The sequence below is a fragment of the Phenylobacterium sp. genome (assembly GCF_004297125.1).
Classification (GTDB): domain Bacteria; phylum Pseudomonadota; class Alphaproteobacteria; order Caulobacterales; family Caulobacteraceae; genus Phenylobacterium.
In genome coordinates, this window is the sequence record NZ_SCVD01000024.1 from 120,416 (window position 1) to 133,415 (window position 13,000).

Here is a 13,000-nt window from a genome sequence, read left to right on the forward strand (position 1 = left end):
TTCAACTAGGGTGGAGACGCTCTCGCGCGACGACCCTCCGGCCAATCGTGCTAGACCAACCAGGAACTGGCGACAGATGCTCGACAACAAACTGAAGATCACTTTTTCCGCTCTCCTCGGCGCCGTCGCGCTGATGACGAGCGCACCGGCGTTCGCCCAGGACGCCGCCGCCCCGGCCGCCCCCGCTGCTGAAGCCGCCGCTCCGGCTGCCGACGCCGCCGCGGCTCCCGCCGCCGATCCGGCCGCTACTCCCGCCGCCCCTGAATCGGCTGATCCGCCGACCATGAAGAACGCGGGCAAGCTGAACGTCGGCACCATGTTCATGGACGCCGACCCCGTCGTTAAGGTGATCATGATCGGCTTGGCTCTCGCCTCGGTGCTGAGCTGGACGATCCTCGTCACCAAGATCCTCGAGTTCAATTCGCTCAATAAGGTGTCGGACGGCTTCGTGGAATCCTTCCGCGGCGCCAAGTCGATCAACGACATGAGCCGGATCGCCCTCAGCGAGGAATTCGACGGCAACCCGCTGGCCGACATGGCCGCCGCGGCCGCGCAGGAGATCGAGCTCAGCCGTCAGGCTGGCCTGCAGATCGCCGGCGAGCACCGCGACACCACCATCGATCGCGCCGCGCACGCGGTGAGCGCCGTCCAGGCCTCGCTGGCTCGCCGCCTCTCGGGTGGCATGCAGTACCTGGCCTCGGTCGGTTCCAACGGTCCGTTCATCGGTCTGTTCGGCACCGTCTACGGGATCATGAACTCGTTCATCGGTATCGCGAACACCAACACCACCAACCTGGCCGTCGTGGCGCCCGGCATCGCCGAAGCGCTTCTGGCCACCGGTCTGGGCCTCTTCGCGGCCATCCCCTCGGTTATCTTCTACAACTACTTCCAGACCCGCATCTCGGCTTTCGGGGCGCGTTCGGAAGGGTTCGTGGCCGAGCTGATGAACGCGATCTCCCGGCAGCTCGACAAGGGGGCCTAAGCTAGATGGCCGCCAAGCTCTCCAGTTCCGGAGGCGGCCGCTACCAGGAGACCCAGAACGCCGAGATCAATGTCACCCCCTTCGTGGATGTGATGCTCGTCCTTCTGATCATCTTCATGGTGGCAGCGCCGATGGCGGCCGTGACGGTCAAGGTGGTTCTGCCGCCTGCCGTCGCCCCGCCCGGCACCAACCCGCCGAAGCCGATCTACATCTCGATCCAACCGAACGGCGGCCTGTTCATCCAGGACTTCCGGACGGACCTTCCGACCCTCGGCGAAGACCTGCGCACGCAACTGGGCGCGGTTCGGAACCCGACGAAGGAGCGCATCTTTATCCGTGCGGACAAGGACGTGCTCTACGGCGATTTCATGGGCGTGATGAACATGCTGCAGGACAACGGGTTCTACAGCGTGGCTCTCGTCGGTGAAGATAACAACTAAGGTGGTGACACATGTCTGACGCTCACCACGAAGTTCTGGCGCGGCACAATCCGTTCGATGATCCCAAGCCGAAAAGCCGGCCGGGGACGATCATCGCACTGATTATCGCTGTGGTCGTACACGGGGCCCTTGGCGTCTATCTTTGGAAGACGCGTTTCGAACCCAAGTACAAGGAGTACTCGGACGAAGTGACGGACGTGGCTATCATCAAGCCCGTTCCGCCGCCACCTCCGCCGCCTCCGCCGCCGCCGCCGCCGAACACTCCGCCGCCGCCGCCGCCCAAGCTGCAGCCCCGGCCGCCCGTCGCGGTGCCCGATGTCCCCTCGATCCCGCCTCTGCCGGTTCCGCCGGTCGAGCGTCGGATCGAAGAGCCTCGGCCGCCCGCTGCGCCGCCGCCGGAGCCGCCGCGCCCATCGGTCATCACCAACCCGGACTGGCTCCGCCGTCCGTCCGGTGACGACATCAACCGCTACTATCCCGACCGCGCGTCGCGGATGGAGGTTGAGGGCCGGGCGACGATCAGCTGCCAGGTGAACGCCCGAGGCACCCTTGATGGCTGTTCCGTCGTTTCGGAAGAGCCGGGTGACATGGGGTTCGGCGACGCCGCTATGAAGATGTCGAAGCTCTTCAAGATGAGGCCGCAAACCAGAGATGGTCAGCCGGTCGACGGGGGTACGGTACGGATTCCGATCCGCTTCTCCCTGCCGAAGGGCTAAGGCACGAGAAGGCCGGCCTCCGGGCCCGCCTGACAAGACCAAGCCCCGGTCGCGCAAGCGACCGGGGCTTTTTCTTTGCCTGCCATCGCGCCGCGGCGCTCGAGACGGCGAACAGCAGGTTGAGCCCCACGCGTTCAGCACGCCCATCCAGGACTCCAGAACCGGCAGGACGTGGCTGCTCGTCACGTGGCCGTTCCACAACACATAGAACAGGCCGAGATGGTTGAGCAGCAGGAGCGGGAAGGCGCCGATGCGCAGGGCGTCGAGGCCGGATCTGCGAGTTGCGGTGGACACGACGCATCTTCGGTTGTCGAGGCCGCATCGATGCTGCGACGACGCAGAATCCCACCACAATGAAGCGGCGCGCGGCGGAGCGGTTGTGACGGATCGGCAGGCCTCAGGAGCGGGCGGTGGAGCCGCGATGGCGAGCGGCAAGGGCGACGGGCCGTTCCTGATCGTTGTGGCCGTCGCGCTGTTCCTGTTCGCCATCGTGAACACTTTCAGCGTCCTCGACGAGGTAAGGGGCGCGGGCCGGCGCCTCGCATTCTGGGAACCGTTCGTCTGGGAGACCAGCAGCATCGTGGTCATTCTCGGAATGACGCCGATCTTCCTGGCCCTGGTCCGCCGCGTCTGGCCGCTGGACCCGCCGTGGCCGCGCGCGGCGGCTGTACATTTGGCCGGGCTGCTGGTCTTTGCGCTCATCCACATCACCGCCATGGGCGTCCTGCGCTGGGCGGTCTATGCAGTGGTGGGCGACTACTACGCCCCCTTCGCGCCACTCGGGGATTTCCTCTACGAATTCCGTAAGGATGCGCTCGGCTACGCCGGCTTCGTCTTGCTCTACGTCCTCTGGCGGCGGCAGCGGGTACGCCCGCCGCTCGCGGTCGCGGCCGAGCCGGACGCCATCGAGGTCCGCGACGGCGCGCGACGCCACTTCGTGCCCCTGGCCGAGGTCGCCTGGATCGAGGCGGCGGGGAACTATGTGGAGCTTCATCGGGGCCAGACGCCCATTCTCCACCGCGCGCCGCTGTCGGAGATGGAACGCCAGCTCCGGGGCGCCGGCTTTGTCCGCATCCACCGCTCGCGCCTGGTTCGCCGCGACCTCATCGTCGAGGTGGAGTCCAAGCCGTCGGGAGACTACCTCGTGCGCCTCGTCGACGGCCGCGAACTGGCCGGCTCGCGCCGCTACCGGCGCCCGTTGCTGGAGCCGTGATCGGGCGGCTTGATCGGACCGCCGCTCCCGACTAAAAGGCGCGCTCGCGATGCGCCGCCCTAGCTCAGTTGGTTAGAGCGCTAGATTGTGGATCTAGAGGTCCCCGGTTCGAGACCGGGGGGCGGTACCATCGCAAAGAATTGAAAGGGCTGGGATTTATCTCGGCCCTTTTTCATTCCGAACGCTGTTTTTCCACCTTCTTTCCAGTTCGTTTTCCACTCGCCGTTTTCGGCCTGTTCCCGAAGCTTCGCGACGCGGGCCGAGGCGGTGTCCGAGAGTCGCACCCGATCGGCCTGGCGACGGTACTGCATGAAGCTGGAAGGACCCGCGTGACCCATCATGGCGGCGCCCGTGGCGTCGCTGCATCCGGCCAGGACCAGCTCCACGCCGCGCGTGTGACGCAGGCCGTGGAGGTCATAGGGGGGCTGTCCACTCGGCCCGGCTCGTGGAGCTTCGCGACCAGCTTGCGCAGCTCGAGAGCCAAGCCATCCTCCGTGTAGGGGCGGCCCGCCACGTTGTAGACCCGGGCGGTGGTGGCGCCCGGCGCCGCATCGGCCTTGACCTTGCGGCCCTGCCGCGGCTCGGCTGGAGGGGCGGCCGGCGTCCGAGCTCGGGGTCCTCGATCACATCCACCCGGACCCGACGCTTTCCGGAGACGTACTGGAAGCGGCCATCCTGGCGCGCGGAGCGGGGCATGGTGACCAGGTCTCCGCGCCGGGCTCCGATGTAGCGCGCGACCGCCATGGCCCGGGCCAAGCCGAGTTTCCGGGCCTCCAGGACCGCTTCCATCACGGTCTGGAAAGTGGCGTCCGACCAGATCAGGTGCGGCTCCTTGAGCTCGCGGGGCCGGCGGACCTGGCCCACCAGCGGGAAGGGGGCCTGCTTCAGCTTTCCGGCCACCGGGCGGGCTTGAGAACGTTCCTGAGCACCTGCAGGCGCAGGTTGGCCGCCGATGCCCGTGGCTGGCCCAGGCGCCCTTAAGTCGATTCACGAAGGCCGGGGTGAAGGCCGAGGCGGCGAGGGTCCCGAGGTCATCCTCGAACTCCTTCAGCATCGCCCGGTAGAGGTACTTGGTGGAGGCCGCCGGCGCCTTGCGGTCCGGGTTCTCCAGCTCGTAGGCGCGGAGCGCCGCCGCCATGGCGCCCTTGGCCAGGGACGTCGTCGGCGACAGGTCCTCGATCAGCTGCAGCACGTGCCGCTCGAGGGCGGAGTCGCTCAGGCCATCGGGGAGCCGGACGGAAGGCAGGCCCTTCTTGCGCAAGTAGAGAAAGACCCGGCCGTCGGGCTGGCTGATCTGGTGGAGGTGCTTCACGTCAGCTCCGTTTCGTCATGTGGCGCCGGGCCGCCCGGGCGCGCTGCTTGCCTGAGCATGGGACCGGCTTTCCGACCTCAGGAGCTATGTGCGCGACGTGATGGGGCGGGTGTCGGCCGACCTTGGCGAGCCGGAGCTGGACTGGCTGGCGGCTTGCCACTTCGACACCGACCAGCCGCAGGCGCATGTCCTGGTCCGGGGCCGACGGGGCGACGGGCGCGACCTCGTGATCCCCCGCCAATACGTCGGCTGGGCGATCACCTGATGGGGCAGGCGCCAGAATTCCTGCGCCTATGCGGGCCGCACCATGAAATTGTTCGCATCTGCCCCCACCCGAGCTTCTCTTCGACCGCGGTTATGCCTTAGCGTCACGCCGGGGGATTTGCGGGTGCCAGAGATCGAGCAGGACGGATGGGGCGAGATCGCAGACGCGACGACGCCTGTCGACGTGCGCGCACGGGCCGCCTGGCTGGGCCACCACGTCATTCCGCACGAGCCAGCGCTCAGGAACTGGCTCCGCCGCCGCGAGGTGGACGGCCTCGACATCGACGATATCGTGCAAGAGGTCTACACACGGCTCATCGCACTTCACTCGGTCGACCACGTCCAAAGCCCGAAGACCTACGCGTTCCAGGTGGCGTCCTCGGTGATGATCAACCACATCCGCCGACTGAAAGTGGTCTCCATCGAGTCCGTGGCGAGCTTCGAGCACCTGGATGTGGCCGATGACGACCCATCGCCGGAACGCATCGCCGCCGACCGGGATGAACTTCGGCGCCTGCAGAAGACGCTGGCCTCGCTGCCGGCCCGCGTCGCGGAGGTCTTCAAGCTGCGGCGCATCGAGGGGCTTTCGCAGCGCGAGGTGGCCAGTCGGCTTGGCGTCGCCGAGAGCACCGTCGAGAAACATATGGCCCGCGGGGCCGTGCTAATGGCTGGATGGTTCAAGACTGGCGGAAAAGAACGACCCCCGGCGTCTAAGACCGTGATCCAGAGGTTGATGCCCTAACATGGCCAGGGAAACGGCTGACGACATCGACGAGGCCGCGGCCGGCTGGGCGGCGCGCGCCGACCGCGGTCTGACGCCCACCGAGACGGTGGAGCTGGAGGCCTGGCTGCGCGGCGACATCCGCCGCTCGGGCGCCTATGCGCGCATGACCTGGGCGCTGATGAGCACCGAGCCATCCGCTGCTGCTGCTGGGGATGCTCGTGCGCCGCCCCGGATCACGCGCCGGCGGTGGATGGCCGGCGGGGGCGCCATCGCCGCGTCGCTGGCGGGCGTGGGCGTCTACCTCGGCTCGTCGCGGCCCGCCGCCTATAGCACCCGCAAGGGCGAGAAGAAGGTCGTCAGCCTGGAGGACGGCTCGGTGATGACCCTGAACACGGCCACGCGTCTCGAGGTGCGGTTCACGAACGACCGCCGCCTGATCCGCCTGGTCGACGGCGAGGCCCTGTTCGACGTCGCCAAGGACCGCGCCCGGCCGTTCATCGTCAGCGCCCGCAACGCCGAGGTCCGCGCCGTCGGCACCAGCTTCACGGTGTCGAACGTCGACAGCGCGCCCGTCGAGGTGCTGGTGCGCGAGGGCATCGTCGATGTCCGACGGGCGAACGCCCCGGAACAGGCGCCGACCCGCGTGACGGCCAACAGCCGCGCGATCCTGGCCCGCGACACCGGCGCCGTCGCCGTGGCACATGTGGAGGAGGCCCAGCTGGGGACCGACCTGGCATGGAAGGACGGCAAGATCGTCTTCCAGGGCGAGACCCTGGCCGCCGCCGCCGCCCGGTTCAGCCGCTACAGCGATATCGGCATTGTCATCGACGACCCCGACCTGGGCGCCGAGAAGGTGGCCGGCGTGTTCAACGCCAACGACCCCGTCGGCTTCGCGAAGTCGATGGCGCTCAGCCTGAACGCCACGGCGGAAATCCGCGCGGATGTGGTGCGTCTGGCCCGTTGACACGCGGGCCGTGCAAAGGCTTTCCGGCGGAGGGCGCCCCGCCTAGGTTGCCGCCTGTAGGTGGGGATGAGCCGCAGGGCTCCGGGCGTATGGGCAGGGGTGTCAGGCGGTTTGTGAGGCGAGGCGCCGTGGCGCTGTTGCTGGTGGGTCTGCCGGCGCCCGCCATCGCCCAGACCCGCGTCTTCAACGTCCCGTCCCAGGACGCCGCGACGGCCATCGTCGCCTTCGCCCTGCAGGCCGACGTGCAGATCACCGCCCCGGTGTCGCGGCTGGCTGGCGTGCGGACGCCCGCTGTGCGCGGGGCCATGGACGTCCGCACGGCGCTGGCGACGCTCCTGCGGGGCACGCACCTCGCCGTGGCGCGCGACGATGGCCGCACGATCACCTTGCGGTTCGTGTCGGACACCGACGCGGCGCCAGTGACGACCGTCTCGAACGTCAGCGAACTGGTGGTGACCGGTACGCGAGTCGGGACGGGCGCGCCGCAATCGTCCGCGCCGGTCACGACGCGCAGCGGACGCTCGCTCGCCGACACCGGCGACACCAACGTCCAGCGCATGGTGGCCGAGGCTGGCGCTCTGGTCGGGTCGGCGGCGGGCGACGACGAGCGGGGCACGGGCGAGAGCGCGCTGAACCTGCGCAACCTCGGCCAGAACCGCACGCTCACCCTGGTGGACAGTCGGCGCTTCGTCGGCGGCTTCGGCGGCTCCAGCGCCGTGGACGTCAACGCCATCCCCGCCGCCCTGATCGAGCGCGTGGACGTGCTGACCGGCGGCGCCTCGGCGATCTATGGCGCGGACGCGGTGACCGGCGTCGTCAACTTCATCCTCAAGCGCAATTTCCAGGGGCTGGCGATCGACGCCCAGTATGGCGACGCCGAGCGGGGCGATTACCGCGACCAGGTCTATTCGATCACCCTGGGCCAGGGCTTGCAGGGCGATCGCGGCAACGTCACGGTCAACTACACCTTCGGCGAGCGCCCCAATGTGCTGGCGGCGGCGCGGCGCGAGGCGACGGTCGACATCTACGAGCAGGTCAACAATCCCAACGGCCCCACGCCGCGCTTCGTCCTGATGCAGGGCACCCGCGAGGCGTTCTTCACCTTGGGAGGCGCGGTGATCGATCCTCGCCGGCAGATCTCGCCCGGCGGGTTCAAGGGTGACGGCACGCCCTTCGTCCACGGCGTCAGCGTCGGCGGCTTCGCGGGCGCGACCGAGATCGGCGGCGACGGCGCGCCATCCTACACCCTGTTCAACGACGACATCCGCCCGGGCGCGCGGCGCAACATCCTGACGGTCCTGGCGCGCTACGATGTGAGCGACGGCTTCCGGCCCTATGTCGACCTGCATCTCTCGGAGGTCCGCAACACCTCGACGGCGCAGCCGACCCAGCTGGTCAACCAGCCGATCGCCAGGGACAACGCCTTCCTGCCGGCCAATGTCGCCGCGCTGGTCCCTGCCTCGGGCACCTTGATGAACCGCTGGGACTACGACGGCGACCTGCGGGACCTGCGGGTCTCGAAGCGGACCGTCCGCGTGGTGGCGGGCGCGCGGGGCGACCTGAGCCCACACCTGCAGTACGACGTCTCGATCAACTACGGCCAGGTGCGCGCGCGGTCGTCGGCCAGCAATGCGCGGCTGTACGATCGCTACCTCGCTGCCATGGATGCGGTGGTCGATCCCGCGAGCGGCCGGATCGTCTGCCGGAGCGACATCGACCCGGCGAGCTTCAGCCGGCTGCGCACCGACGCCCTGGCGGTAGCCTTCAACCCGGCCCTGGGACCGGCCAGCTTTGTCGCCGGGCAGGGCAGCGGCTGTATTCCCTACAACCCCTTCACCACGGACAGCAGCGTCAACGCCCAGGCGCTGGCCTGGATCTACCAGCCCATCGTGGACGTCGTGCGCAACAGCCAGACCGTGGTGTCGGGCTATCTGGGCGCCGACACCGGCGAGGTCTTCGAGTTGCCGGGCGGTCCCATCCGCTTGGTGGTCGGCGGCGAGTACCGGCGGGAGGCCTCCGAGGCCGACTTCGGCCCGTTCAGCGGTTCCAGCCGGAGCATCACGCGGATTAACAACATCGACCTAAAGGGCGAATACGATGTCTACGAAGTTTTCGGCGAGGTCTCGCTGCCGCTGCTGAAGGACGTCGGGCCGCTGGTCCGTGAGCTGGTCGTCGACGGCGCCTATCGCCTCTCGAACTATTCGACCATCGGCACGACACAGACCTGGAAGGTCGGCGGGGTCTTCGCCACGGCCGGCGGGCTGCGCTTCCGCGGCGCCTGGTCGAAGGCCGCTCGGGCGCCGACGATCGGCGAGCTGTTCACGCCGGTGACCAACACGGTCACGACCATCGGCATCAACGATCCCTGCGCCAGTGCCAACCTCGGCCTGGGCACGGCGACGCGGCGGGCCAACTGCGAGACCGCCCTGCGCACGCTGGGCGTCGATCCGGCCACGTTCAATCCGCTGTTGGGCTCCTTCTTCCCCTCCAGCGTCGGCGGAAACCCCACGCTGCAGGAGGAGACGGCGCGCACCAAGACCTACGGGGTGACCTGGGAGCCGACCTTCGTCCCGGGCCTGTCGCTGAGCGCCGACCACTACGACATCGAGATCAGCGACGCGGTCATCACGCCGACCACCATCTCGATCTTCAACGCCTGCTACGACGCCGCCTCGCTGGACAACATCTTCTGCTCGCTCCTGCGCCGGGACACAGGCTCGGGCATGGCCAGCTTCGTGCGGGTGAACGCGGTCAACGTCGCCAAGGTCTACACCAGCGGCTGGGAGCTGGCCGGCGCCTACGCCCTGCCCACCGACCGGTTCGGGCGCTTCAGCCTGGCCGCGACCGCCAGCTACCTGCAGCGGCTGGAGCTGCAGAAGACGCCGCTGCCGGTGCTGACCGACGACCGCGGGCGCTTCGACACCGACACCGGCGGATCGTCGCCCCGGTGGGTGGCCAACGTCGACCTCGGCTGGGCCGGCGGGCGGTGGGACCTGAACTACGGGATCAACTACAGCGGTCGCACGCTACGCAACCCGTTGTCCAACGCCCAGCGGGCCACGGCCTACGACGTGATCGATACCCCCTATGTGAAGGCCTACATCAATCACGACGTCCAGGTGGGCTATCGGGTGCGGAGCGACAGCCGCCTCTATGCCGGCGTGCGCAATCTCACGGATCGGTACCCGGACAAGTACCAGGGGTCCCTCAACGCGGCCTCGGGACGCCAGGGCTACGCCGGGCGGACCTACTATGTGGGCTTCAATCTGAAGCTCGACGACGCCCGGCCCTGAGCCCGGCGCGGCCCCGCCGCACAATGTGACGAAATCAAAAAGGTCATATGGCGGATCGGCTCGACCCCACCTGTCTAAACCCCATGAGAGCCCCGGCTGGGGCCTAAGGGGGATATGCAGAATGACGAACAAGACGCGCAGGGCGACCTTGGCTTGCGGCGCCGCGATGCTGGCGCTGGGTTTCGCCACGCAGGGCCTGGCCCAGGAGGTCGGCGAGGTTGTCGTGACCGGGACACGCGTGCGCGTGCCGAACCTGGAGTCGCCCGCCCCGATCACCACGCTGAGCGAGCAGGCCCTGCTCTATACCGGCAAGACCAACGTCCAGCAGATGGTGGCCGAGGTTGGCGCCCTGGTGGGCTCGAACGGCGACGACCAGCGCAGCACGGGTGAAAGCGCGCTGAACCTGCGCAACCTCGGCCAGAACCGCACCCTGACCCTGGTCGACGGCCGCCGCTTCGTCGGCGGCTTCGGCGGCAACAGCGCGGTCGATCTGAACGTGATCCCCTCCGCGCTCATCGAACGGGTGGACGTCCTGACCGGCGGCGCCTCGGCCGTGTACGGCGCCGACGCGGTGACCGGCGTCGTGAACTTCATCCTGAAGAAGGACTTCGAGGGCCTGGGCTTCGACGCCCAGTTCGGCAACGCCGAGCGCGGCGACTTCCGCGACCAGGTCTATTCCGTCACCGCCGGCCGCAACTTCCACGACGGCCGCGGCAATGTGACGATCAACTACACCTACGGCGAGCGCCCGAACGTGCCGGTGTCGGCGCGCAAGGAGGCCTTCGACCTCTATGAGCGGGTGAACAACCCCAGCGGGACGGTTCCGCGCTTCGTGTTGCTGAACAACACCCGTGACGGGTTCTTCGCCAACGGCGGCGCCTTCATCGATCCGGGCCGCACGTTCTCGCCAGGCGGCTTCAACGGCAACGGTACGCCCTATCGTCACGGCCAGAACGTGGGCGGCTACGCCGGCGCGACCGAGATCGGCGGCGACGGCCCGCCCACCTACACCCTGTTCAGCGACGACCTGCGCCCCAGCAGCGAGCGGAACATCATCTCCGTGCTGGCGCACTACGACGTGAGCGACAAGTTCAAGCCGTACCTCGACCTGCACCTCTCCAACATCCGCAACGAGTCGCTGTCGCAGCAGTCGCAGCTGGTCTTCCAGCCCATCGCTTCGGACACCGCCTTCATTCCCGCCAACGTCCGGGCCGCCGCGGGCGCCACCCCGATCCTCTTCAACCGCTGGGACTACGACGGCGGTCTGCGCGATCAGCGCATCACCAAGCGGACGGTCCGCATCGTGGTCGGGGCCAAGGGCGAGCTGACTGATCACCTGCAGTACGACATCTCGGCCAACTACGGCGAGGTCCGCCGCCGGGCCTACATCGCCAACAACCGGCTCTACGACCGCTTCATCGCGGCTATCGATGCGGTGGTGGATCCCGCCACGGGCCGCGCCGTCTGCCGCAGCGACCTGGACCCCTCCAGCTTCAACCGCCTGCGCACGGACGCCCTGGCCGTGGCCTTCAACCCGGCCCTGGGCCCGGTGAGCTTCACGGCCGGCCGCAACAGCGGCTGCGTGCCCTACAATCCCCTGACCACCGACAGCGCATCGCAAGCGGCGGCCGTGGCCTGGATCTACCAGCCGACGGTCGACTATGTGCGCAACAAGCAGACCGTGCTCTCGGGCTTCCTGACCGCCGACACCGGCGGCCTGTTCGAGCTGCCGGGCGGCGCGATCAACCTGGTCGCCGGCGCCGAGTACCGCAAGGAAGAGTCGGACATCGACTTCGGTCCGTTCAGCGGCTCGCCCCGCAAGATCGCCCACCTGAACGGCACCGACGCCCAGGGCCAGTACGATGTCACCGAGGTGTTCGGGGAAATCTCCGCCCCGCTGCTGAAGGACGTCGGGCCGTTCATCCGCGAGCTGACGATCGACGGCGCCTATCGCTATTCCGACTACTCCACCATCGGCACGACCAGCACCTGGAAGGTCGGCGGCGTCTTCGCCACCGCGCTCGGCCTCAAGCTGCGCGGCACCTATTCTCGGGCGGCGCGCGCGCCGACCATCGGCGAGCTGTACACGCCCCTGGCCAACGGGACGTCTGCGCTGGGCAGCAACGATCCCTGCTCGACCAGCAACGTCTCGCTGGGCACCAGCACGCGCCGCGCCAACTGTGAGACGGCGCTGCGAGCCCTGAACGTCAATCCGGCGACCTTCAACCCGCTGCTGGGGACGTTCTTCCTGTCGCAGACGGGCGGCAACGTGAACCTGAAGGAAGAGACCGCCAAGACCCTGACCCTCGGCGGCGTCTGGCAGCCGGAGTTCATCCCGGGCTTGTCCCTCAGCGTCGACTACTACGACATCGAGCTCAGCGACGCGGTGATCCGGCCGACCGCCAACTCGATCTTCAACGCCTGCTACGACGCGGCCGATCTGAACAACGTATTCTGCTCGCTGCTGCGCCGCGACGCCACGACCGGCTTCGCCACCTTCGTGCAGATCAGCGACGTCAACGTGGCCAAGATCTACACCGAGGGCTACGAGTTCAGCGGCAGCTACACCCTGCCGACGGACTACGGCCGCTTCACGCTGAGCGGCAACGCCAGCTACCTGAAGCGCCTGGACCTGCAGAAGACTCCGGCTCCGCTGCTCACCGACGACCGGGGTCTCTACGACACCGACGCCGGCGGCTCCTCGCCCAAGTGGGTGGGCAACGTCGACCTGTCGTGGTCCTACGGCGCCTGGGATGCGAACTACGGCTTCAGTTACAGCAGCCGGACGCTTCGCAACGGCATCACCAACATCCAGCGGCCCACCGTCGATACGTTCATCGACGAGCCCTACATCAAGGCGTTCGTGAACCACGACTTCCAGGTCGGATACAAGGTGCAGGAGGACAGCCGCATCTACGCCGGCGTCCGCAACCTGACGAACGAATATCCGGACAAGGTCCAGGGCTCGCTCAACGGCCTTCTGGGTCGCCAGGGCTATGCCGGTCGCACCTACTATGTGGGCGTGAACCTGAAGTTCGCCGACCTCTGGAACTGATGGCTCGACGAAGGCGCGGGGCTTGGCCCCGCGCCAA

9 protein-coding genes and 1 tRNA gene are annotated in these 13,000 nt (G+C 68.1%); all 10 read left to right on the top strand.

Going from position 1 to position 13,000, the window contains the following annotated elements; all coding sequences use genetic code 11:
- Positions 1-76 precede the first annotated feature (76 nt).
- The 10 genes from exbB (at position 77) to EPO51_RS16930 (ending at position 12,963) form a co-directional block, all read left to right on the top strand.
- Positions 77-982, top strand: coding sequence for a tonB-system energizer ExbB (exbB, locus tag EPO51_RS16885; protein ID WP_293352668.1), 906 nt, complete (start codon positions 77-79; stop codon positions 980-982).
- 5 nt (positions 983-987) lie between these two features.
- Positions 988-1,422 (top strand): ExbD/TolR family protein, encoded by a 435-nt coding sequence (locus EPO51_RS16890; RefSeq protein ID WP_293352670.1) that lies wholly within the window; start codon positions 988-990, stop codon positions 1,420-1,422.
- An 11-nt stretch (positions 1,423-1,433) separates the two neighbouring features.
- A complete protein-coding gene (locus EPO51_RS16895) occupies positions 1,434-2,138 on the top strand; it encodes an energy transducer TonB (RefSeq protein WP_293352672.1) in 705 nt (234 codons plus the stop codon).
- A 421-nt stretch (positions 2,139-2,559) separates the two neighbouring features.
- A complete protein-coding gene (locus EPO51_RS16900; protein WP_293352674.1) occupies positions 2,560-3,351 on the top strand; it encodes a LytTR family DNA-binding domain-containing protein in 792 nt (263 codons plus the stop codon).
- A gap of 53 nt (positions 3,352-3,404) precedes the next feature.
- A tRNA-His gene (locus EPO51_RS16905) sits at positions 3,405-3,481 on the top strand.
- A gap of 1,270 nt (positions 3,482-4,751) precedes the next feature.
- The gene (locus tag EPO51_RS16910; RefSeq protein WP_293352676.1) at positions 4,752-4,928 is read left to right on the top strand and encodes a hypothetical protein; all 177 of its coding nucleotides are present in this window, start codon (positions 4,752-4,754) and stop codon (positions 4,926-4,928) included.
- 123 nt (positions 4,929-5,051) lie between these two features.
- A complete protein-coding gene (locus EPO51_RS16915; RefSeq protein WP_293352678.1) occupies positions 5,052-5,669 on the top strand; it encodes an RNA polymerase sigma factor in 618 nt (205 codons plus the stop codon).
- 1 nt (position 5,670) lies between these two features.
- Positions 5,671-6,615: a FecR family protein gene (locus tag EPO51_RS16920; protein WP_293352679.1), complete on the top strand. Its 945-nt coding sequence runs from the start codon at positions 5,671-5,673 to the stop codon at positions 6,613-6,615.
- A 128-nt stretch (positions 6,616-6,743) separates the two neighbouring features.
- On the top strand, positions 6,744-9,908 hold the full coding sequence (locus tag EPO51_RS16925; RefSeq protein WP_293352681.1) for a TonB-dependent receptor: 3,165 nt from the start codon (positions 6,744-6,746) through the stop codon (positions 9,906-9,908).
- Positions 9,909-10,029: 121 nt separating this feature from the next.
- Positions 10,030-12,963 carry a TonB-dependent receptor domain-containing protein gene (locus EPO51_RS16930; RefSeq protein ID WP_293352683.1) on the top strand — a complete coding sequence of 978 codons (2,934 nt, stop codon included), beginning with the start codon at positions 10,030-10,032 and terminating at the stop codon, positions 12,961-12,963.
- The last annotated feature ends 37 nt before the right edge of the window (positions 12,964-13,000 follow it).